Annotated in this window: 23 protein-coding genes; 11 read left to right on the forward strand and 12 right to left on the reverse strand. The window is 68.4% G+C overall.

Features of this window, described 5'->3' with window-relative positions:
- Positions 1-13: 13 nt before the first annotated feature.
- Genes AC0685_RS01220 through AC0685_RS01230 form a run of 3 tightly spaced genes read right to left on the reverse strand, consistent with a single transcriptional unit; the run spans position 14 to position 1,576 of the window.
- A complete protein-coding gene (locus AC0685_RS01220) occupies positions 14-466 on the reverse strand; it encodes an N-acetyltransferase family protein (protein WP_478223719.1) in 453 nt (150 codons plus the stop codon).
- A gap of 4 nt (positions 467-470) precedes the next feature.
- Positions 471-911 carry a hypothetical protein gene (locus tag AC0685_RS01225; RefSeq protein ID WP_478223720.1) on the reverse strand — a complete coding sequence of 147 codons (441 nt, stop codon included), beginning with the start codon at positions 909-911 and terminating at the stop codon, positions 471-473.
- 35 nt (positions 912-946) lie between these two features.
- Positions 947-1,576, reverse strand: coding sequence for a hypothetical protein (locus AC0685_RS01230; protein ID WP_038507558.1), 630 nt, complete (start codon positions 1,574-1,576; stop codon positions 947-949).
- Between the two features lie 145 nt (positions 1,577-1,721).
- On the opposite strand from AC0685_RS01230, the gene wzm reads away from it, so the two are divergent.
- From wzm to AC0685_RS01250, 4 genes are all read left to right on the forward strand, one after another.
- Positions 1,722-2,675 carry a galactan export ABC transporter permease subunit Wzm/RfbD gene (gene wzm / locus AC0685_RS01235; RefSeq protein WP_478223721.1) on the forward strand — a complete coding sequence of 318 codons (954 nt, stop codon included), beginning with the start codon at positions 1,722-1,724 and terminating at the stop codon, positions 2,673-2,675.
- 3 nt (positions 2,676-2,678) lie between these two features.
- On the forward strand, positions 2,679-3,503 hold the full coding sequence (gene wzt / locus AC0685_RS01240) for a galactan export ABC transporter ATP-binding subunit Wzt/RfbE (protein ID WP_340685871.1): 825 nt from the start codon (positions 2,679-2,681) through the stop codon (positions 3,501-3,503).
- Positions 3,500-4,408, forward strand: a complete 909-nt coding sequence (gene glfT1 / locus AC0685_RS01245; protein WP_478223722.1) for a galactofuranosyltransferase GlfT1 — start codon at positions 3,500-3,502, stop codon at positions 4,406-4,408. Before wzt ends, glfT1 begins: the two co-directional genes overlap by 4 nt.
- 311 nt (positions 4,409-4,719) lie before the next feature.
- Positions 4,720-6,342, forward strand: a complete 1,623-nt coding sequence (locus AC0685_RS01250) for an arabinofuranosyltransferase AftB family protein (RefSeq protein WP_478223723.1) — start codon at positions 4,720-4,722, stop codon at positions 6,340-6,342.
- Between the two features lie 213 nt (positions 6,343-6,555).
- Here AC0685_RS01250 and AC0685_RS01255 read toward each other — a convergent pair whose 3' ends face one another.
- The 4 genes from AC0685_RS01255 to AC0685_RS01270 all read right to left on the reverse strand — a co-directional run bounded on the left by AC0685_RS01255 (position 6,556) and on the right by AC0685_RS01270 (position 9,975).
- A complete protein-coding gene (locus tag AC0685_RS01255; protein ID WP_478223724.1) occupies positions 6,556-8,019 on the reverse strand; it encodes a hypothetical protein in 1,464 nt (487 codons plus the stop codon).
- Positions 8,020-8,031: 12 nt separating this feature from the next.
- Complete coding sequence (locus AC0685_RS01260; protein WP_478223725.1) at positions 8,032-8,583, reverse strand: DUF3558 family protein; 552 nt, start codon at positions 8,581-8,583, stop codon at positions 8,032-8,034.
- Between the two features lie 6 nt (positions 8,584-8,589).
- Complete coding sequence (locus AC0685_RS01265; protein WP_340685876.1) at positions 8,590-9,066, reverse strand: hypothetical protein; 477 nt, start codon at positions 9,064-9,066, stop codon at positions 8,590-8,592.
- Positions 9,067-9,210: 144 nt separating this feature from the next.
- Positions 9,211-9,975: an ESX secretion-associated protein EspG gene (locus tag AC0685_RS01270; protein WP_340685877.1), complete on the reverse strand. Its 765-nt coding sequence runs from the start codon at positions 9,973-9,975 to the stop codon at positions 9,211-9,213.
- 114 nt (positions 9,976-10,089) lie between these two features.
- Here AC0685_RS01270 and AC0685_RS01275 point away from each other — a divergent pair, with 114 nt between their 5' ends.
- Complete coding sequence (locus AC0685_RS01275) at positions 10,090-10,332, forward strand: hypothetical protein (RefSeq protein WP_478223726.1); 243 nt, start codon at positions 10,090-10,092, stop codon at positions 10,330-10,332.
- Between the two features lie 40 nt (positions 10,333-10,372).
- Here the strand turns inward: AC0685_RS01275 and AC0685_RS01280 are convergent, their stop codons facing one another.
- The 3 genes from AC0685_RS01280 to AC0685_RS01290 all read right to left on the reverse strand — a co-directional run bounded on the left by AC0685_RS01280 (position 10,373) and on the right by AC0685_RS01290 (position 13,981).
- A complete protein-coding gene (locus AC0685_RS01280) occupies positions 10,373-11,386 on the reverse strand; it encodes an acyl-CoA dehydrogenase family protein (protein WP_478223727.1) in 1,014 nt (337 codons plus the stop codon).
- Between the two features lie 180 nt (positions 11,387-11,566).
- Positions 11,567-13,492, reverse strand: a complete 1,926-nt coding sequence (locus AC0685_RS01285) for a glycosyltransferase (RefSeq protein ID WP_478223728.1) — start codon at positions 13,490-13,492, stop codon at positions 11,567-11,569.
- 6 nt (positions 13,493-13,498) lie between these two features.
- Positions 13,499-13,981 carry a GtrA family protein gene (locus AC0685_RS01290; protein WP_478223729.1) on the reverse strand — a complete coding sequence of 161 codons (483 nt, stop codon included), beginning with the start codon at positions 13,979-13,981 and terminating at the stop codon, positions 13,499-13,501.
- 101 nt (positions 13,982-14,082) lie between these two features.
- Between AC0685_RS01290 and AC0685_RS01295 the strand changes: the two genes are divergently transcribed.
- From AC0685_RS01295 to AC0685_RS01320, 6 genes are all read left to right on the forward strand, one after another.
- On the forward strand, positions 14,083-15,453 hold the full coding sequence (locus AC0685_RS01295) for an FAD-binding protein (protein ID WP_478223730.1): 1,371 nt from the start codon (positions 14,083-14,085) through the stop codon (positions 15,451-15,453).
- Positions 15,450-16,205 (forward strand): SDR family NAD(P)-dependent oxidoreductase, encoded by a 756-nt coding sequence (locus AC0685_RS01300; protein WP_340685883.1) that lies wholly within the window; start codon positions 15,450-15,452, stop codon positions 16,203-16,205. Before AC0685_RS01295 ends, AC0685_RS01300 begins: the two co-directional genes overlap by 4 nt.
- A 71-nt stretch (positions 16,206-16,276) precedes the next feature.
- On the forward strand, positions 16,277-16,762 hold the full coding sequence (locus tag AC0685_RS01305; protein WP_478223731.1) for a YbaB/EbfC family nucleoid-associated protein: 486 nt from the start codon (positions 16,277-16,279) through the stop codon (positions 16,760-16,762).
- Positions 16,759-18,249 carry a WXG100 family type VII secretion target gene (locus tag AC0685_RS01310; protein WP_478223732.1) on the forward strand — a complete coding sequence of 497 codons (1,491 nt, stop codon included), beginning with the start codon at positions 16,759-16,761 and terminating at the stop codon, positions 18,247-18,249. The genes AC0685_RS01305 and AC0685_RS01310 overlap by 4 nt, the downstream gene beginning before the upstream one ends.
- Positions 18,246-18,932, forward strand: a complete 687-nt coding sequence (locus AC0685_RS01315; RefSeq protein WP_478223733.1) for a hypothetical protein — start codon at positions 18,246-18,248, stop codon at positions 18,930-18,932. The genes AC0685_RS01310 and AC0685_RS01315 overlap by 4 nt, the downstream gene beginning before the upstream one ends.
- A complete protein-coding gene (locus tag AC0685_RS01320; RefSeq protein WP_478223734.1) occupies positions 18,932-19,525 on the forward strand; it encodes a hypothetical protein in 594 nt (197 codons plus the stop codon). The genes AC0685_RS01315 and AC0685_RS01320 overlap by 1 nt, the downstream gene beginning before the upstream one ends.
- A 75-nt stretch (positions 19,526-19,600) precedes the next feature.
- Here AC0685_RS01320 and AC0685_RS01325 read toward each other — a convergent pair whose 3' ends face one another.
- On the reverse strand, positions 19,601-21,106 hold the full coding sequence (locus AC0685_RS01325) for a hypothetical protein (RefSeq protein ID WP_478223735.1): 1,506 nt from the start codon (positions 21,104-21,106) through the stop codon (positions 19,601-19,603).
- Between the two features lie 38 nt (positions 21,107-21,144).
- On the reverse strand, positions 21,145-21,516 hold the full coding sequence (locus AC0685_RS01330) for a hypothetical protein (RefSeq protein WP_478223736.1): 372 nt from the start codon (positions 21,514-21,516) through the stop codon (positions 21,145-21,147).
- Between the last annotated feature and the right edge of the window lie 73 nt (positions 21,517-21,589).

Genomic DNA, 21,589 nt, shown 5'->3' on the forward strand with positions numbered 1-21,589 from the left:
GACGACGATCTGGTCAGGACACAGTCTTACGCAACTTCCGGAAACCGTCGACGGCAGGCGCGGTCTCGGTGTACCCGGCCCGGTCGAAAAGCGCGGCCGATGCCGCGTTGTCCTGATGGACGGCCGCCATCACCACCCGGACCCGGTTACCGGCGGTGAAGGCCCGCTCGCCTTCCGCCAGCACCGCGCCCGACAGGCCGCGTCCCCGGCTTTCCGGCGCGAGAGTGATGCTGACCTCCCAGACACCGTCGTCCTCGCGATCGAACCGGACGGTGCCGACCGGCACACCGCCGAGTTCGACGACGTACAGCACCCTGTCCGGCGACGCCAGCACCCCGCGCAGCCAGGCGGAATGCTCGTCGAGCGTGATCAAGCCGGTCGAACGGGACGCCTGGCGGGTTCGAGGGTCGTTCCGCCAGTCCAGCAGCAACCCGGCGTCGGCCTCCGTGGCCTCGCGAGCCAGCACGGGCTTACTGGGCCTGCTCGATGGTTTCGCGCTGGCGGTCTTCGATCCGGCGCAGCCGGTCCTCGTACCGGGCGATACCGGCGAGCCGCACGCGGATCTGGGCGTGCTGGCGCTGGATCTCCTGGATCAGGCTGCGCGCCTCGGCCAACTCGGGCTTGTCGGCGTGCACCGGCAGCGACAGCGACTCGCGCAGATCCTCCAGCTGGGCCTCCTGGGCCGCGACGCTCGGGATCAGGCGATCCAGCTCGGCACGGGTCCAGCGCAGGTCGCCCCGCGCGTGCTCAAGGCCGCTCTCGGCGCCGTCGAGCCGGCGGCGGTGGTCCGCGGTGGCGTGTTCGAGGTCGTTGACGCGCCCGTTGAGGTCGCGGAGCCGCTCGTCGATCCGGAAGTCGATGAGCCGGGCGATCCGGCCGATCACGCCGCTGCGGAGTTTCTGCACTGCCATGGGGTGTTCCTTCTCGGGGTGGGCTGGCTGGGAGTTCAGCGCAGGAGTTCGGTTTCGCCGGTCTTCGTCCACGAGTCCAGCAGCCTGCCTTCGGCGGCGATGCGGTGCTCGGGTCCGACGATGCAGGAGTCGCCCGCGGCGTGCTCCCAGTGGGTCTGAGCCGGGTCGTCGATGAACGAGAACCCGGACAGGACCAGCGTGGCGTGCGGGAACGACGTGCGCGCTATCCAGGCGGCCAGCGTCCCGGTGGTCGACCACAGGCCCTCCTCGCGGCTCGGCAGCCCGAGCGCGTCGGACAGCGGCAAGACGACCTCGCGGTTCGGCACCGGCACGTAGCCGAGGTCACCGGGCCACCAGCCCGGGATGTCTTCGGGTTCCCAGTGCATCCGGCCCGGCTCGACCAGCAGGTAGAGCCGCTTGCGGTAGTCACGGAAGACGTGCTTGGTGGCGCGGACGGCGCGGTTGAACACCACGACGTGCACCCGGCTGCCGACCGTTTCGGGGCCGCCCGGCTCGTCCACGACGAAGCCGTTGACGCGGATCACGAGGTCACAGGCGTCGATGGCCTTCGCTCGCCGAGGATCCGGCGGAAGCGGCTGATTCCCGACCACGGCCACCGAACGGGGCTCCGGCCGGTCGGCGTATGCGGCGAGCAGATTGACCATCAGGCTCGCGTCGCCGAGTGCAGCAGTCATGAGGGCAGAAAGTACCAGCACACGCACCGCGTTCGGGTTCGAATCCGACGGTAGCTTTCCGTGGTCGGGGCGGGGCGGCCCAGGCATCGACGGCTCCATCGGTACCCTCGTTCCCGTGCATGCCACCAGCACGGTTCACGCCGCCGACGGTGCTGCGCCGACCTCGGTTCCGCCGATTTCGGACAGCAAGACCTTTTCGCGCGCGTTCGCCGATATCAAGACCGGTTTCGCCGCCAAAGAGCTGTGGGGACACCTCGGCTGGCAGGACATCAAGCAGCGCTATCGCCGCTCGGTGATCGGCCCGTTCTGGATCACGATCAGCCAGGGTGTCATCGCGCTGGGCCTCGGGCTCCTGTACTCACAGTTGTTCGGCATGCCGACGTCGACGTTCCTGCCCTACATCAGCACGGGCTTCATCATCTGGGGCTTCATCAGCGGCTGTCTGTCCGAGGGCATGGAGACCTTCATCTCCAACGAGGGGCTGATCAAACAGCTCCCTGCGCCACTCTCTGTCTACGTGCTGCGCACGGTGTGGCGCCAGACCCTGATGCTGATGCACAACCTGATCGTCTACGTCATCGTGGTCTCGATCTTCTTCACTTCGCTCAACCACCAGTACTCGCTGAACACCGGCAACTGCAACGAGGGCTTCTCCGGTATCTGCCACCCCGGTATCGGCTGGTACTCGCTCACCGCGATCCCCGGTTTCTTCATGCTCGCCTTGAACGCCGGCTGGGTCACCCTGCTGCTGGGCATCATCTCGACCCGCTACCGCGACATCCCGCAGGTGATCAACTCGCTCATCCAGCTGCTCTTCTACATGACGCCGATCGTGTGGCCGATCGACCAGCTGCTGGCGGGCGGCGCGCGGGCCGCGACCTCGTGGGCCCTGCCGTTCGTCCACGGCAACCCGTTGTTCCACTTCATCCAGATCGTGCGCGCACCACTGATCGGGCAGGAAGTCAGCATCAACAGCTGGTACGTGGTGCTCGGCATCACCGTCGTCGGCTGGGTCCTCGCGCTGGTCGCGATGCGCAATTACCGTTCCCGCGTCTCTTATTGGGTGTGACAGATGGTCAGCATTGATGTGCACAACGCCTACGTCGACTTCCCCATTTTCGACGCGAAGACCCGCTCCATGAAGAAGAAGGTGCTGGGCAAGGTCGGCGGCAAGATCGGCACCGAGACCAAGGTGCCGATCATCGAGGCCCTCCACGACGTGACGCTCCAGCTCCGCGAAGGCGACCGGGTCGGCCTCGTGGGCCACAACGGCGCCGGGAAGTCGACGCTGCTGCGGCTGCTGTCCGGCATCTACGAGCCCACTCGCGGTTCGGCGAAGATCTCCGGCAAGATCGCGCCGGTCTTCGACCTCGGCATCGGCATGGACCCGGAGATCTCCGGGCTCGAGAACATCATCATCCGCGGTCTGTTCCTCGGGATGACCGCGAAGCAGATGGAAGCCCGCGTCGACGACATCGCGGAGTTCACCGAACTCGGCGACTACCTGCAGATGCCGCTGCGCACCTACTCGACCGGTATGCGGGTGCGCCTGGCGCTGGGCGTGGTCACCTCGATCGATCCGGAGATCCTGATCCTCGACGAGGGCATCGGCGCGGTCGACGCGGCGTTCCTCAACAAGGCGAAGGACCGGTTGAAGGCCCTGGTGAAGCGCTCGGGCATCCTGGTGTTCGCCAGCCACTCGGACGAGTTCCTCTTCGAACTCTGCGACTCCGCCATCTGGATGGACGAGGGCCACGTCAAGCAGCGCGGTTCGCTGCGCGACGTGCTCACCGGCTACAAGGGGCGCGACCCGTTCGAGAACATGAGCAAGGAAACGCTGGAGCGGTTCGGCCTCGAGACCGAGCCGGTGGCGACGACGAACGGTGGCCAAGGATGACCAGCGAGACCCGGCAGTTGCCCGAAGGCGCCGTCGTCGGCGTCGTCGTCACGCGCCATCGGCGGGAACTGCTCGCGGACTCGCTCAAGGTGATCGCCGCGCAGACGCGCCCGGTCGACCACCTCGTCGTGGTCGACAACGGGCCGGACAAGTCGGCGCGGGACATCGTCGAGGACTACCCGCTTCCGTTCACGTACCTGCCCTCGCACCGGAACCTCGGTGGCGCGGGCGGGTTCGCGCTCGGCATGCTGCACGCGCTCTCGATGGGCGCGGACTGGGTCTGGCTGGCCGACGACGACGGCCGTCCCGCCGACGAGAACGTCCTCGCGATCCTGCTGGACGAGGCCGAGAAGCGGGATCTGGCCGAGATCTCCCCGGTGGTCACCAACATCGACGCGCCGGACAGGCTCGCGTTCCCGTTGCGGCGCGGGCTGACCTGGAAGCGTTCGTCGTCGGAGCTGGGCGTCGACTTCCTGCCGGGGATCGCCTCGCTGATGAACGGCGCGTTGTTCCGCGCGTCCACTTTGGACGTCGTCGGCGTGCCGGATCTGCGGCTGTTCTTCCGCGGCGACGAGGTCGAACTGCACCGGCGCCTGGTGCGTTCCGGACTGCCGTTCGGCACCTCGCTCAAGACCGCGTACCTGCACCCGGACGGCTCGGACGAGTTCAAGCCGATGCTGGGCGGCCGGTTCCACGCGCAGGACCCGGAGAACGAGGTCAAGCGTTACTACACCTACCGCAACCGCGGGTACCTGCTGTCCCAGCCCGGCATGCGCAAGATCGGCGCGCTCGAAGTGGTGCGTTTCGGTCTGTACTTCGTCGGCGTGAAGCGGGACCCGAAGGCTTTCCTGCAGTGGCTCAAGCTCGTGCGCCAGGGCCGCAGGGAGAAGTTCTACCGCTACTGAGATACACGGGAACATCACAGTGGCCACCCGTGCCGGCGAGGGAACTCGGCGGCACGGGTGGCTGCTGTCGCTCAGGGAGCCGTACGGAACCGGAGCTGTTCGCCGGACATCCGGCGGACAGGCAACCTGTGTCCGGCTCCGGTCGTGAACACAGAGCACCAGCACAGCACTTTGTACAAGGCTCGGACCTTTTAAGGGGTTAGATCGTGGACGCAACCGTACTCGCTCCGGAAACGCCCGAAGCGAGACCTAGATCGAGACACAGACCCAGATCTCGATTCGACTGGAATTTCGTCACCATCGGGCTGGTCGTGGGCCTCTTCGCGGTGATCGCGTGGAACCGAAGATGGGTGTGCGACGACGGACTCATCGTGCTGCGGACGGTGCAGAACCTTCTGGACGGCAACGGTCCGGTGTTCAACGCCGGTGAACGCGTCGAGTCGAACACCAGCACGCTGTGGACATACATCCTCGCACTTGTCGGCCTCTTCGGCGTACGACTCGAATGGGCGGCCGTCATCCTCGGCCTGCTCTTCGCGGTCGCCGGCATGGCGCTCGGCCTCGACGGCGCGCGGCGCCTGCATCCCTCGAAACTGATCCTCCCGGCCGGAGCCCTCGTGCTTCTCGGCCTCTCCCCGTTCTGGGACTTCGCGACATCCGGTCTCGAAACCGGCCTCGTCACCTGCTGGCTCGCCGGCGTGTGGTGGCTCTTGGTCCGCCATGCCACCCGTCCTGACACACGCCCCTGGGCGACGGTCTTCATTCTCGGCCTCGGCCCGCTGGTCCGCCCCGAATTCGCTCTGGTGACGGCGCTCGGCGGCGTCGCTTTGCTTCTCATCGTCAAGCCGGGCTGGAAACGCGCCCTGCTCTGGATTCTCGTCGCCGGCGTCCTGCCGGTCGGCTACCAGATCTTCCGGATGGGCTACTACGGCCTGATCACGCCGAACACCGCCCTGGCGAAGGAAGCCTCGAAGGCTCGCTGGGACCGGGGCTTCTTCTACATCGCCGACCTGCTCGACCCGTACCTGCTGGTGATCCCGCTGCTCACCCTGGTGGTCGTCGCGGCGTTGGTGCTCCGGAAGCTGACACGCGCGACGACCATCGTCGTCCTGATGCCCGTCGTCGCGGCGCTCGGCCTGCTCTTCTACGTCACCCGCGTCGGCGGTGACTACATGCACGGCCGCATGCTGCTTCCGTCGCTCTTGCTGCTTCTTCTCCCCGTGCTCGCGGTACCACTCAGCAAGTGGACCGCGGTGCCCCTGCTGGTGCTCGGCGTCTGGGCCGTGGTGAGCGGAGGCTGGTTGAGAGCGCCCTCGGCGATCACGCACAAGATCGGCGCCAACGCCATCACCGATTCCCGCGTCTTCTGGGCCGACACCACGGGCAGGTCCCACCCGATCCTGGCCGAGGACGCCGCTCAGATCCCCGGCTACCTGCCGGAGTTGGCCAAGGCCATGGAAGGCAAGCAGGGGCCTGTCGTCGCCGTGTCGGTCGGCGGCCGGTGGTTCGTCGTGCCGGCACGGGAGCGGACCGTGGTCTCGTCTCCCGGCGCGCTCGGCTTCCCCGGCATGCTGCTGCCCTACGAGAACAAGGTGGTCGACGACCTCGGGCTGGCAAGTCCGCTGGCCTCGCACTCGATCTCGGTCCCGGGCTGGCCGATGGGCCACGACAAGCTGCTCTCGGTCGCCTGGACTATCGCGGACGCCGGCCGGGGCACTCCGGAAGAGCTGTCCGCGGCGACGGAGGGGGTGGTACCCGCGGAGGAGATCGCGTCCGCGAGGCGTTCCCTCGCCAGGCCCGAGATCCAGGAAATGCTGGCTTCCGTGCGAGCGCCGCTGACCGGAGAGCGGTTCTGGAACAACCTCGTGCACTCGGTCGGCCGGTCCAGTCTGCGCTACGACCGCGATCCGTACATCGCACAGCATGGACGCTGACGATCGAGCCGGCCACCGGTCGGTGCACTTCACCGTCACAACCCCGATCGGCCGCACCGGCCACTTGTCCCATCGGTCAATTTCCGCACCATCAAACCGCATGGGGGGCGCGTTCGCCGGAAAACTCCGGCACAACCAGCCGAACGTGTGACCCGTCGGCAGCAGAAAGGCCCTTCCTCGCGCGTGGCGCGAGGAAGGGCCTTTCTGTCACGTCTACTCGCCGATGACCGGCGGAGCGGTGCGCATGTCGGTCCCGAAGACCTCGTCCGGGTCACCCTCGACGAGATACGTCGGACGCTGGTGCTCGGTGTCCTCGTCCCCGTCCGCGTGCTGACCGCGGCCGCCCATGCCGCCACCCATACCCGGTCCGCCGCGCCCGGCGGCGCCACCGCCGAGACCGCCCATACCGCGGCCTGCCGCCGCTTCGGCGGCACCGATACCACCGGGGCGGGCCGCGCCGGACGCGGAGCCCGAGCCGGGCGTGGAGCCGCCCGCACCGCTGCCGGGACCGAACCCGCTTCCGCCTCCACCACGGCCGGTGCGGCTGTTGTAGTCCGAGTCGCCCATGCCGCCACCCATCATGGGCGCCATCGGCATGGGGCTCACCGGCATCGCGGTGTTGTTGTTGGGGCCGGGAGTGCTGATCGGCGCCGGCCCGTTCTGGAAGCCGGACGGCGTCGTCCCCGACGGGATGCTGCCGGAGCCGGTGCTGCTGCCGGGGCCGGGGAGGTTGGGCGAGCCGTAACCGCCACCACCGCCTCCACCGCCGCCGCTACCCCCGCCGCCGCTGCCGGGCGGGATGTAGGTGTTGCCGCCACCAGGCTGTTCGTCCCAGGGCATTTTCGACCCGGGCGGGAGTTCGTAGATGCCGGGCTTGCCTGTCCCCTCGCCACCGCCTTCGCCGAACTTCGGCGGCTCGGCGAAGGCCGGCTGCTTCGACGCGGCGTCGTACAGCGCCTTGTCGTAGCTGTGCATGGCGGAGGCCGCCTCGGTGTGCGCCTCCTGGCTGTCCTTCTGCTTCTGGATGGACTTGTCGATGTTCTCGCCGAGGTTGAACGGGTTCGACGTCATCCACCCCCCGACCTCTTCCTTCCAGCTGAAGGGGATCGGTTTGGGCATCGTGTTCTTCACGGTGGACGCCGCGGTGCCCTGGTCGTAGATCGTCTCGGACGCGAGCTTGGCGTTCTGGGAGTTCGTCTCGGACCACTTGCTGAGGCTCTTGAAGTAGCCCTGCGCGTTGCCCGCCGCGTCGCCTTCCCAAGTGCCCTGCGACGCGGTGACGGCTTGGTCCATCGTCTTCGCGAAGGTGTCGAAGGCCTTGTGAATCTCGTGGTAGGCGGTCGAGACGTCGGAGACCTGTTCGACGTTCAGATTGCTGTTGACGAACTGTTCGAGCTTCTCGTGGTCGTAGCCCTGGTAGTCCGCGTTCGACGGCTCCAGGCCCTCGACGTACTGGACGTCCTTGTTCTTGGTCAGCTGGTCGACATTCTTGTCGCCGACCTCCTGCGACTGCTGGTGGGCCCTGCCGGAGGCGATGAACTGATTGACCGCGCCGAACAGCCAGCCGTCACTGGGGTCGACGCCCTCCTGTGCCTTCTGCTGGAAGTACGCGTCGCGAGCCGCCGGCGAAAGGTCGGAGACCTGCTGCTCGGTCAGGTTCGGTGTCTTGGTGGTCATCCTGGTTCCCCCTTAGCCCTTCGGAAGCTTCGGTTCGACGGTGTCGGCGACCTTCTCGGCGACCTCACAGGCCTGCTTCGGGTCGGTGGCGTCCACGAGGACATCGGCCCGCGCCGAAGCGGTGAGCTCGAGTGCCATCAAGCAGCCGGACGGCGGTTTCGGCACGAGCACCGCTTTGCGCCCGTTCACGTTCCCGGTGGTCTTGCCGTTCCCGCCGTCGTTGACGCTGTCGATGTTCTGCGTGTCCCGGAGGTCGACGGAGACGGTCAGGCTGTCCGAGGCGCTCGCCGCCTCCTTGGAGAACTGGCAGGCGCGGGCTCCGCCTTCGTTCAGCGTCACCGGATCCTTGAACGCCCCGTAGGACGAGAGGTCGGCCGCGCTGAGCAGAGAGCACGGATCGATCGACTTGGTGTCACCACCGCCGGTGGCGGGCGCCGAACTGGATCCACCGGTCTGGGCGGGCGGCGCCGACGGTGCCGGGCTCGCGCTCCCCGGCTTCTCGCTGGAGCACGCGGCCAACACCAGGGCGGCCGCGGCGAGCGGCAGCACGCAGAGTTTCTTCATCGTCCCTCAGGCCTGAATCTTCTTGGTGGCGTCGATCGCGCGGTCTTCGACACCCTTGTACAGCCCCGCGGCCCTGGCCAGCGCTTCGTCTGCGTCCCGGACGACCTGCTTGAACTGTTCGAGCACCGCGCTCGCGGAGTTGCTCGCCTGCGCGGCGCCCTTGTGGTCGTGGGCCGCGACGGCCTTGCCGTACGGGTGGTCGCCGAGCTGGGGTGCCTCGGAAAGCCGCGTCGTCCGGTTACCGAGTGCGCTGAGCTCTTCCGACATGTTCGCGAGCGCCTCACGCAGCGGCTTGACGCCTTCGGCGGTGATCTTGAAGCCGCCGCTCTTGGCGGCCGAAACCAGCTTCTGGGTCTCGGCGCTCACCTTGGCGATCGCGGCCTGGTTCAGGCCACCCGCCTCCACGTACTTGGCCGCCGCCCCCATGGCGGAGCCGATCGAGAAGTCCGGTGCCGCCTGTCCGCCGTCCGCTTCGAAAGCCATCGCCCGCCCCACTGCATCGTCTGCTCGCCCGTGCGTTCGCCCGGAAGTCTACTAGCCGGGCACTCAGCGCAACGGTGATTCCCCGATCACCGGAGATCCCGCCGGAACTGTGACGAAACGGGCGTCACGCCGGTTCCCGAAGGTTCAGAACTGGCCTTCGAGCTGGGCGTACAGCTGCTGCGCGATCCTCGCGTTGTCCGCGGGAGCGTAGGTCAGCCAGCTTTGCCCGTCGGTCGCCTGGCGCGAAGTCATCATGAACCGGCCCGCTTCGGTGTCGAACCACGCCAACGGCGGGAAGACCTGGCCACCGCGGATGAACACGCTGAACTGGCCCACTCGCTTCATCGGCTTCTCGAAGATCCGTTCCACCTGCCGCTGCTGCGGGTTCGATCCGTGGGACCGGGGCCCGCTGACCTGCGCGAAGGGGTCGTACGCGTCGTCGTTCCGGGGGCGCTTCGGCGCGCTCACCGGCTTCGCGATGGTGACCGACTGGCCGGGGCCCGCCGGGGTGAGGGGCAGGAGATCGACGATCGACGCGACGATCGCGGTCGGCCGGGTCTCCTCGAACACAAGCAGGTTCTCGTCCTGGCGCACCAGCACCGCGAACTGCCCGTTCGTCGCCGCCCGCGCGAACAGCTGCTTGTCCTTGTCCATCTGCGCGACCGCCCAGACCGCGAGCTGCGGGGTGACGAACGTGGCGAGCGCGAGTTCGACGTCGGCGTCGAGCCTGCCGCCGCGCATCATGCCGCGGCCTTCGAGGTCGCGGAAGACGGCCTCGCGCACCATCGCGCGCTGATCGGTCGTCGTGCCGATGTGCGGGACCTCGAACGGGACGGGCGCCGGACCGAACCGGCCGTGTTCGAGCAGGATGTCCACCGCCGCCAGCGACAGCGAGAACGAATGCGGCATCGCCATTTCCCCCCGCGGGTGTCTTGTTCGTCGGGATGAACGTAGTCCACGCACCCGATACGCCCGCAGCGAACCCGCTTGCCCGGCCGTGATCAACGCTGGTGCCATGGATTCATGACAGACCAGAAACCCGCGCTCGTCCTCCATCTCGCCGCCGGCGGCGAGCCGCTGCTCTTCGCGCTCACGGCGGACGAAACCGAACGGCTGACCAAGGATCTCTCGCATTTCGTCCGCACCGGCGCGGTACAGACGATCCGGACGAGAGACGATTCCGAGGTGGCGATCAACTTCTCCCACGTCGCCGCCGCCTACATCGACGACCTGAACCGCAAGACTCGCGTGTTCGGCCTCCACTAGACCACGTGGCGGCGCCGCACTCGCGCTTTCGCCCAGGCGGTCAACTCCGGGAGAAGAGCTCCAGCAGACCGGTTTTGATCTCCGGGCGGCTGGCGGCGACCATCAGGAAGACGGCTTCCCGGACGAGCCGCTGGGGGTGTCGTCCGACGAGTACCGACGTGCTGCCGTTGGCCGCGACCAGCGCGCCCGCGGCCCGGAACGCGAGTTCCGCGCCCGCCGCCCTGGCCGCGGGCAGCGACGGCGGGTCGGCGAGCGCCGCGTCGAGCCTGCCGCGGACGACGTCGATCTCGGCCCGGATCCCGGCGGCGACGTCGGCCTTCCCGAGGTCCTCGATGAGCCGAGCGGCGCGGGCGGCCAGGCCGAGCGGCGCGCAGCCGTTGAGGCGGGAGGCGAAGGTGTTGCCCGCGACGAAGTCCGCGTGCGGGGTCTTCCCGTAGACGCGGTCGTCGGCGAGGAAGAAGCGGGTGAAGCCGAGGTGCACGGTGGACGTGCCCTGCGCCGCGACGAGGTCGAGCGGCTGGACCTCCAGCCGCTCCCCCGCGACCGGATCGATGATCGCGCCGATGACGGTGTCGCCGTCGCGGGCGCAAAGCTGAAGCAGGTCGATGACGCCCCACCCGCTGACGAAGGGGGCCTCGCCGTCGAGGAGGTAGCCGCCGTCGACGCGTTCCGCACGCAGCCTGGGCGGAGTCGGGATCACCGCGGCGAACGCGGCGCCGGCCTTGAGTTCCCCGCTGATCAGCGACGGGAGGTAGCGATCACGCAGTTCGGTGTCGACGGCGCCGGTCAGTGCCGTGACCAGGCCGTGGTGCTGGATCCAGGTGAACATCGTGCTGAGGCAGCCGCCCGCCAGTGCCTCGAGAACCTGGACGATCTCCGGGAGTTCTGCACCCGGACCGCCGGCTTCCTTGGGCGCCGCGAGGCCGTAGAAGCCTTCGGCCGCGAGGGCGTCGAAGTGACTTGAAGGCACTTCGCCCTTGAGGTCGACTTCGGTGGCTGCGGGGAAGAGGAGATCATCGGCGAGGGCGTGGGCTCGAGCGACCAGATCCGTCATGAGAGTAAGGCTACCCTTACTTGACCTGTTGCGAGTCTAGCGCCGCTAGGAAAGCTAGCGTTACTAAAGGTCCCTTGCTCCCCTTTTAGCCCCCAGATAGCAGTGTCCCCAATGTCGCATTGGAGACACTGAGCGTCTCTAATGCGACATTGGGGACATCGAAGCCGCGCGAAGCGGGTGCTACAGCTTGTAGAGGCGCTTCCAGTTGTCCCGCGAGGTCAGCTCGGGCATGGCGCGCTTGTACTGCTCCTGCACCGCCGCGCCTTCCTTGCGGAGCCGCTGGATCACCTTCGCGCCCCGGCGCGCCAGGTCGAACATCTTCGCGCGGTCGTACGAGCGGACCCGCACGCCTTCCTGCGAAGCGTCGGTGACGACGGCGGTGTCGAAGGTCGCGACGTGCCACCAGTGGGCCTCGTCGATCGGGATCGCGCCGAGCGAGTGGCGGCTGCGGCCGAGCACCCGGTCGAGGATCCGCTTGATCAGCACCAGGCGCTGCATGCTGGGCCGCGGCGCGCTGTTGATGATGCCGATGTCGTTCGACGCGATACCCGGGACGTCGGTGGCCTTGTGCCGTTTGGTCTCGGGGTACTCGTCGCGGATCCGGCGGATCTCCTTCATCGCGGCGACGCCGCCGTCACGCAGGACCTCCGGCCCCTCGAGGAAGTCCTCGACGGCCTTGATCAGCGTGGCGGACAGGCCGTACTGCATGCCGAGCAGGTACCGGACCAGCTGCGCGATGAGCACGCGCGAAAGCAGGTTCAGGTTGAACGGCGAGTGCAGCGCGGCGGTGATGATCGAGTTCCGCAGGTTGAAGTAGCGATGCCACTCGTCCCAGTCCTTCCAGTGGAAGTCGGCGTGCCAGACGCCGGCGCCCGGAAGGGTGACCGTCGGGAAGCCGTGCGCGCGGGCACGGTAGCTGTACTCCGCGTCGTCCCACTGGAAGAAGAAGGGCAGCGGGTAGCCCGTGGCCTTGACGACCTCGTACGGGATCAGGCACGACCACCAGCCGTTGTACCCGGCGTCGAGGCGGCGTTCCTGGCGGTTCGGCTTGAGGGTCTCCTCGTCGACGCCGAGCAGGTCGGCGGTCGAGAGCGAGTGCTGCACCGGCTGGCCGGGCTCCAGCGTGTTCAGCCGGGCGTATTCGGCGCCGACGTGCAGCTGGTTCGGGTGCAGCAGGTTCAGCATCTGCCCGCCGACGATGACCGGATTGACCGTGCGGTTGGAGAACGCGGTCATCCGGATCACCAGATCCGGCTCCAGCAGCACGTCGTCGTCCATGAACAGGACGTTCGCGTGCTCGGTCTCGGTGTGCCCGGCGACCTCGTAGAGGCCGCGGGTGAACCCGCCGGCGCCGCCGAGGTTCGGCTGCTTGATGTAGTGCAGCTTGTCGCCGAGGTCCTTCGCGACCTGCTCGAAGCCGTCACGCGACTCGACGAGGTCGGTGCCCTGGTCGGCGACGTAGATCGCGTCGAGCGTCTCCAGCGAGGAGACGTCGGCGGCGAGCGCCTGCAGGTTCGACAGGCAGTCGTCGGCGCGGTTCATCGTGCAGATGGTCACCGCGGTCGGGCGGATCTTCTCCGGCGCTTCGACCGTCCAGCGGACCTTCTCGACACGCAGCGACTGGCCGCCCTCGGTCTCGAGGTCGAGCCAGAGCGCGCCGCCGTCATAGAACTTGTCGAGCTTCGCGGTGAGCGTCACCTTCCGCTGCTTCGCACCCGCGACGACTTCGGCCGCGACCACACGCGAGTCGCCCTCGATGTCGGAGGCGCCGACGGACAGCTGGCCGTCACCGGTGACGACGGCCTCGACCTGGACCTCGGTCACGTCGGTCCAGCGCTGCCAGTAGCTCGCGGGGAAACGGCCGAAATACGTGTTGCCGGACACCTTCGACGCCGGCTCGATGGAGATGCCCGCGCGCTCGCGCACGGCGGTGCCCCATTCGAGTTCGGCGTAGAGGTCCTTGCTGACGATGGGGGCCGGGCCGGCATAGAGCCCGCGCTGCGCGGTGAGACGGCCCTGCGGGGTGCGTTCCGCGAAGCGGGTGTCGTCGACAGTGCTCACCATGGCGCTCGGGGCCTCTCCGGTGACGGCGGCTTTACCGGGCATGAATCCTCAGTTCTCCTCTTTGCTGGTGGCGATGGCGCGGGGCTCACGGAAGACGACCCACTTGAGCATGACGAAATTGATCATGGTCGCGGTTGCCTGCGAAACGACCCAACCGAAGGTGGCCTTCCAGGCCGACTCCGGCAGGACGTGCAGCATCGTGCGGTTGACGCCGACGGCGACGAGGAACGTCACGGCGTACAGGAGTACGAAGCTACCGATCTGACGCGCGCCCTCCTGGCGTCCACCGGCGAAGGTGAACTTGCGGTTCAGGAAGAAGGCGGTCGTGGTGCCCACGATGAAGCTGAGCGCGCGGGCGATGTCCACCCACGGCGTCGCGTCCATTCCGAGGGCGCGAAGCCCCTGGTAGACACCGTAATCGACCAGGGCACAGAAGCCGCCGATGAGGCCGAAGCGGATGAGCTGCCCGAGCAGCCCAGGAGAGGACGGCGCTGCTGCCGTCACGCCGGCTTTCGGGTCGGTCGCCACCACTGCTCTACCTCATAAACTGCTGGGGCTGATGCGCAAAGTGTAGAAGCGAGCACTTCAGGGTCACGTTCCGGGCATTGTTCGGCGTGGTTACCCTGGTCGGCGTGACCCAAGCACCCAAGACACAGCGGCAGTCGCTCATGGGCTGGGCGAGGACGTCGCCGAGTATCGCGGACGTCCTGAGCACCCCCGATGTGGAAGCCATCGCCCGTGCGGTGACGCGGGCCGGGGAACGCGGGGTCATCGCGCGCGGTCTCGGCCGGTCCTACGGCGACCCGGCGCAGAACGCGGGCGGCCTGGTCATCGACATGACCGCGCTGGACCGCATCCACTCGGTCGACCCGGATTCCGGCATCGTCGACCTCGACGCGGGCGTCAGCCTCGACAAGCTGATGCGCGAGGGCCTGCCCTACGGGCTGTGGGTGCCGGTGCTGCCGGGGACGCGCCAGGTCACCATCGGCGGCGCGATCGCCAACGACATCCACGGCAAGAACCACCACTCGGCGGGCAGCTTCGGCAACCACGTGGTGTCGATGGACCTGGTCACCGCCGACGGGCAGGTGCGCACGATCACGCCGGACGGCCCCGACGCGGAGCTGTTCTGGGCGACCGTGGCGGGCATCGGCCTGACCGGCATCATCGTCCGCGCCAAGATCCGGATGACGAAGACGGAGACGGCCTACTTCAAGGCCGACATCCAGCGCACGGCGAACCTCGACGAGACCCTGGCGCTGGTCACCGACGGCTCCGAGGCCAACTACACGTACTCGTCCGGCTGGTTCGACTCGATCTCCCGTGGCGCGAAGCTCGGCCGCGCCGCCTTCCAGCGCGGCTCGCTCGCCAAGCTGGACGAACTGCCGCCCAAGCTGCGGGCCGACCCGCTCAAGTTCAACCCGGGCACCCTGGCGACCCTGCCGGACATCTTTCCGAACGGGCTGGCGAACAAGCTGTCGTTCACCGCGATCGGCGAGCTGTATTACCGCAAGACCGCGAAGAACGCGCGCGACCAGATCCAGAGCCTGACCGCCTTCTACCACCCGCTGGATCTCTTCGGCGAGTGGAACCGCGCGTATGGCACCAAGGGTTTCCTGCAGTACCAGTTCAGCACGCCGCTGAACGCGCACGAGCCGCTGCGCCGGATCATCCAGAAGGTCGCGGATTCCGGGCACGTGTCGTTCCTCAACGTGTTCAAGCAGATGGGCGAGGGCAACGCGGCGCCGCTGTCGTTCCCGCATCCCGGCTGGATGGTCTGCCTCGACTTCCCGATCAAGGACGGGCTGAGCCGGTTCTGCCAGGAACTCGACGAGGACGTGCTCGCGCTCGGCGGCCGTCTGTACACGGCGAAGGACTCGCGCACCTCGGCGGAGAACTTCGCGAAGATGTACCCGCGGCTCGAAGAGTGGCGCAAGGTTCGCGCTTCCGTTGACCCCGAAGGCGTTTTCGCCTCTGACATGTCCCGAAGGTTGGAACTGTGATCGACGCTGTGGGCAACCCCCAGTCCCTGCTGCTGCTCGGCGGCACCTCCGACATCGCGCTCGCGATCGCGGAGAAGTACCTGTCCGAGAAGCCCCTCCGGGTCGTGCTGGCCGGACGCCAGTCGCCGCGGCTCGACGCGGCCGCGCAGCGCCTGAAGGACAAGGGCGCCGAGGTGTCCACTGTGGACTTCGACGCCAAGGCCATGGACACCCACCCCGCCGTGCTGGACAAGGCGTTCGAGGGTGGCGACATCGACGTCACCGTCGTGGCGTTCGGCCTGCTCGGCGACCAGGAAGAGCTGTGGCAGGACCACGCGAAGGCCGTCGAGGCGGCCACCGTGAACTACTCGGCCGCGGTTTCGGTGGGTGTCGCGCTGTCGAACAAGCTCAAGAAGCAGGGCCACGGCAAGGTCATCGCGCTGTCGTCGGTCGCCGGTGAGCGGGTCCGCCGGTCGAACTTCGTCTACGGCTCCTCCAAGGCCGGTTTCGACGGCTTCTACCTGGGCCTCGGCGAGGCCCTGTCCGAGTTCGGCGTGCGGATCACCGTCGTCCGCTCCGGCCAGGTCCGGACCAAGATGACCGAGGGCCTCAAGGACGCCCCGCTGACGGTGGACGCCGAGCAGGTCGCCGAGACCGCGGTCGCCGCCTCGCGCGCCGGCAAGGAACTGGTGTGGTCGCCCGCGCCGTTCCGCCTGGTCATGTCGGCCCTGCGGCACATCCCCCGGCCGATCTTCCGCAAACTTCCGATCTAGGGAACGAGCGCGTTACTCCATTCGTCTCACCCGGGCACGGACTCCCTCCGTCCCCGGGTTGAGAGGAATCGATGGCTGACCAGGAAGCCAGGCTCGACGCGGCCATCCGGTCGTTTCAGGAGCAGGCCGCCAAAGCCGCGGAACTGAAGGACAAGATCGCCGGGCTGCGCGGATCCGCGCGCAACGCCGACGGCTCGGTGACGGCGACCGTCGCCCCGTCCGGCGCCCTGCTGGGACTCCAGCTGTCCCCCAAGGCGATGAACCGCACGCACACCGCGCTGCGGCAGGAGATCCTCACCGCGGTCAGAGAAGCGACCCAGCAGGCGGCGGCCGCGATGCAGCAGACCGTCCAGCCGATCCTCGGCGACCGCGCGGACCAGTTCAAAGAGGCGTTCAACGCCCACGTCGAACCGCTCGGGCCCAGCGCTCCCCCGCCCGCGGAATCCCTCGCCGGGCCCGCCCTCCAGCAGCCCGTCCGCACGTCTCGTCCGACACGCCCCGCTCCCGCCGACGATGACGACTTCGGCGGCCCGATCCTGCGGAGGGACTCGTTTTGACCGGCTTCGGCGTACAGACGGAAGCGCTCACCGCGCACGCGACGGGGTCCAAAGAGGCCTCGGGGAACTTCGGCGGCCTCGCCGGCCTGCTGGAGCAGGCCAGGGTCTCGGACGACTGCTTCGGCCCGCTCGGCGAACTGATGGCCTTCAAGTACTTCGAGGGGCTGCAGGAGTGCCAGGACCTCGCCGAGCAGGCGAAGTCCTTCATGGACCAGATCGCCGACAAGACCACCACCGCGGCGAAGACCTATCTCGACCACAACCAGGGCACCGCCGAGGTCATCACCGGCCTCGGCGCCGGGCTGGACGACGGCGGCAGCGGCCCCGGCAGCCTGAGCGACCTCAACAGCGCCGGCGACTCCGGCCGCAAGGGGTTCTGGGAGCAGAACGGTGGCTACGGCAGTTCGTGGATCAGCACCTCCTCGGAGGTCGCCAGGGCGAGCAGCCCGCCGGACGTCGCGATCGCGACGGTGCACGCTCGGATGGAACAACTCCAGCTCGTGACGAGCCCCGGGCAGTCCTTTGTGGACAACGGGCTGGGTTTCCTGATCGGGATCGTGATCAGCCCGCTGGTCGAGCTGGTGTTGGAGCCCGCGATCGGTGACCCCGAGCAGATGCGCAGCACCGCCAAGGGCTGGGAGCAGACGGCGAAGTGGCTCGACGGCGTCGCCGAGCACGAGCAGAAGCGCGCCGATGGCACCAAGGAGGCTTGGAAAGGCCAGGCGGGCGACGCGTTCCGCGGCCAGATGACCGAGTTCTCGGGCGGCGCCAAGGCGTTCGCGAACGACGTCCGCGGGTTGCGGCAGATCCTGGAGATCGCGGCCGACCTGTTCGACGCGTTCGTCGAGATCGTCATCGACATCATCCAGGAACTGGTGATGGGCCTGATCATCGAGTGGCTGGCCGCGCTGGCCGCCTCGTGGATCACGGCGGGCGCCTCGGTCGGCGCGGCGGGCGCGGCCACGGCCGGTCAGGTCGCGGTGACCGGCGGACGGCTCGGGATGAAGGTCAAGCAGCTGCTCGGCAAGCTCAAGCCGTTGATCGACAAGCTCGAAGACATCCTGAAGGCGCTCCGCAACGGGCCGCTGAAGAAGGTCGTCGAGCGCACCGAAGGGCTGCGCGACGGCAACTGGCTGCAGAAGCGGCTCGCCGACCAGATCGACAAGAACCCGCTGGCCAAGATCGTCACGAAGGCCAACCCGGCGACCGGCGCCTCCAAGACGGCCAACAGGTTCGCGGACCGCTACGGCGTCGGCGGCGAGGGCTCGGACGCGCTCACCACGAACCTCACCGAGGCCGGGTTGCGGGCGATGGGCATGAGCGGCACGACCAGCGTCGGCAAGGCCGCCTTCCGCGGCAGTGCCGGTAACCTGGCCGAACTGGGCGTCGAGCAGGGCGTCAAGGCGGGCTACCACGAGTCACAGGACACGTCGTCCGAGGAAGAGCGCCGCGCGGCGACCGACAGAGGGTTCACGATCGAAGAATGAATCTCGGCTACCCGCTCGGGGCCGCGTCGCAGGCCCTGCCTTCGCTGCACCCGGGCGAACGGTTGCTGTGGGCCGCGTACGGCCGGACGGTGAACTACGACGTGCGCGGCCTCGATCCCTGGGGTGTGCCGAAGAAGAGCGTGCTGGGCAAGATCGGCTCCGGCGCGGCGAACTTCGCGGGCGACGTGGTCGGCGCGGCGCTGGGCGGGGGTGACGACGGCGGCAAGTCGAATCCGCCATCGCCGCAGGTCGTCGTGCTCGGCGAACGGGGCGGCCTCGCGCACGCGGCGGTGCGGGAGCTGCCCACCAGCGGCTCGCTTTCGCGGCTTTGGGCGCTGACCAGCGCGCGGCTGCTGGTGCTGGAGAAGTTCGTCGCTCCGGAGAAGCCCTCGAAGAAGTCGTTCATGTCGAAGGCGATCGGGTTCGGCAAGGACATCGCGGCGATCATGACCACGAAGACCTACGGCGAGAACGCCGAGGGCGTCCCGATCGCGCGGCACGAGATGGTGCCGTGTGCCGAGATCCCCCGCGACCGGATCGCCGGTTTCGCGGTCGCCGAGCACGGCAAGAAGCGGCGCCCGTGTCTTCGCGCGTCCTTTGTGGACGGATCTGGGATGGATTTCCTTTTCGACTGCGACGATCCCCGGCAGTTCGCCTGGCTGTACTCGGTGACGGTGAGCTGATGGAGAACACGCCACTGACCGCGAAGACCGTCGACGAGATCGTCGAACGGGAACTGCACCAGTTCTGGCTCGCGCCCGGCGAGCGCCTGATCATCGGCTGCCCGCCCGCGCACGGGTACGTCGGCCTGGTGCTCGACGGCAAGCTCACGCTGCCCTATTCGCCGTCGCGGGAAACCCCCGCGGTGACCGGGAAACCGCGGTGGCCGCTGCCCGCGCCCGAGGTCCTCGAAGCCGACTGGACCGACGACCCGACGATCGCCTACTGGGCCGTCGCGCGGACCGCGGACCAGACCGCCGCGCGGCTCGCGGACCACCTCGCCGGCGGGAAGGGCGAGGCGCGGCTGACGCTGTCCGACCGGCGGCTGGCCGTCGTGTACCCGGCGCGGATGCTGGAGGGCGAGGATCCCGCCCAGCCGTTCCGGACCTTCGAGGAGATGCCGCCGGGAGTGGTGCGTTCGGTGTCCGCGCTCTACCTGGGGCGGAGTTTCCCGGCGCGGCCGGTGCTTCAGTTCGTCTTCGCCGACGGGTCCGTGGTCTACCAGCGCGACATGCTGGCCGTCACGAAAGCCGACCGGGCCCGTTCCCGCCGCTGACCCCTCGCATTTCGTCCTCTGAATGCGGTAGTTCGCGATGCCAACTACCGCATTCAGAGGACGAAATGCGGGAGGTCATCGGGCCGGGAGGAGGTACAGGCTTTGGGTGCCCATCCAGGGCGAGCTGATCGTCCAGGTCGCCAGCGCGTTCGGCGGCGGCGCCTTGCGGGTGGTGGCCAGCACGAGATCCGGGGTCGCGGGCGGGACGCTGTGGTCGAAGAACCGGAAATTCGCCGCCAGCAGGGCCTTGCCCAGATCGCTGCTGCGGTTCTTCGTCTCGACGATCGCCGGGTCGACGGAGCCGCGGTCGGAGAACTGGTCGACGATGTCGCAATCGCAGGAGTACGCGAGCGCGCCGACCTCGCCCGCGCTCTCCACCTTGCGCCCCTTGGTCAGTTCACCCAGTTGCGCGCCGATCGCGCGGTACTCGTCGGACGCGGCGTGGTTGCTGGTGATGGGCGCGAACCGGCGCGGCAGCTCAGGAGCCGCGTAGGCGACGGCGCTCACGAGGACGAACGCGCCCGCGAGGATCCCCGCGCCGAGCCGCGCCCGGCCGGGCAGAGCGCAGGCTCCGGCGGCGAGGAAGACCGTCGCGCCGATGATGCTGGGCGCGTAATACCAGTGGTATGGCGGGACGTTCAGCCAGCAATAGGCCAGGTAATGCGCCGCACCGGCGATGGCGAGCGTGGCGAACGGCAGCAGCCGCTTCGCCCGCTCCGAACCGCGCCGGAAGTGGAATGTCCACAGTAGACCGGCGAGCGCGCCGATCACGAGCGGCAGGAAGGAAAGAGTCGCCGCCGACGGGAAGTTGCGCAGGTACAGCAGCGGGCCGTTGGTGAAACTGAACGGCCCCCACGAGCGCTGCATGATCTTGATGACCAGCGTGTCCGGCACCGCCGAACCCAGCACCAGCCAGCTGAACAGGAACCACGGCAGCATCACCCCCAGCGCGGCGAACGTCATCCGCCAGATGCCCACCCAGAATTCACGGCGCCCGAGGAACAGGACGAAGGCGATCAGCAGCAGGTCGATCCGGATCAGCGCGATCAGGCCGATCACCGCGCCCGCGGCGGCGGGACGGCGTTCGTGCAGGAACACCATCGACCAGACGACGGCGGTCGCGCCGAGGGCGACTTCCAGCCCGACCGACGACAGCAGCAGCGGATTCACCAGCAGCATGCCCAGCACCAGCGGGGCGAACCAGCCGGAGAGACCGGTCGCGGCGCCGATCCGGCGCAGGCCGAGGACGAGCGCCACCTGGCTCGCGACGAAGACGACCCCCGCGGCGAAGACGGCGTCCCGCACGATGAAGGTGACGAGCGCCAGCACGAGGACGTTCAGCGGCGACGTCGCGGTGTTGGCGGTGCCTTCTTCGATCAGGCCCCAGTGGCCGTGGAAGGCGAGGTTCTTCGCGTACGAGAGCGTGATGTACGTGTCGTCGATCAAATGCCCGCTGACCAGCACGAACACCAGAGCCGAAGCAACCGCCGCCCCGGCCGGGAGCACCCAGGTGCGGGTAAGGACGGCGGCTCCCGGCAGCGCACCGGGAGCCTGGGGCAGATCGGCGGAGGCGCTTCGCATCACGGACACCGTACACGGCGGCGTGATGATTCCGTTATCTACCCGCCATGGGACTCGTCACGCCGGCCGCGGTCGCCATGGCCGTCACGGAAGTCCCTGTGCATGCCGGGACCGCCCGGACCTCGGTGTTCGCGGGAGATACCGGGCCGCCGATCACCGTCGCGGGAGGCCAGGCCGACGGCGGTGCCGATGATGCCGCCGCCGAGGAGGAAGCCGAGGGCGCCGACCGCGACCAGCTGCGTCGCACGATGCCCGGCGAACCGGCGGAATCCGCCCTTCCGGGGCGGGACCTGCTGCGCCGGCGGAGGCGCGGCCGAAGCCTCGGCGGGCTTCTTCGGGTTCTCGTCCGCCACGGAGGGCTGCTCGACCGTCTTGTCCTCGTCATCGGACGGCCGCTGCGGGTCGCTCATCTCTTCGCTCCTCAAGTCGATGGGGGCGGGCTGTGTGCCCACCCCCATCACCGAGGATGCGTGCGCATCCTGT

The organism is Amycolatopsis sp. NPDC043889 (genome assembly GCF_056435645.1).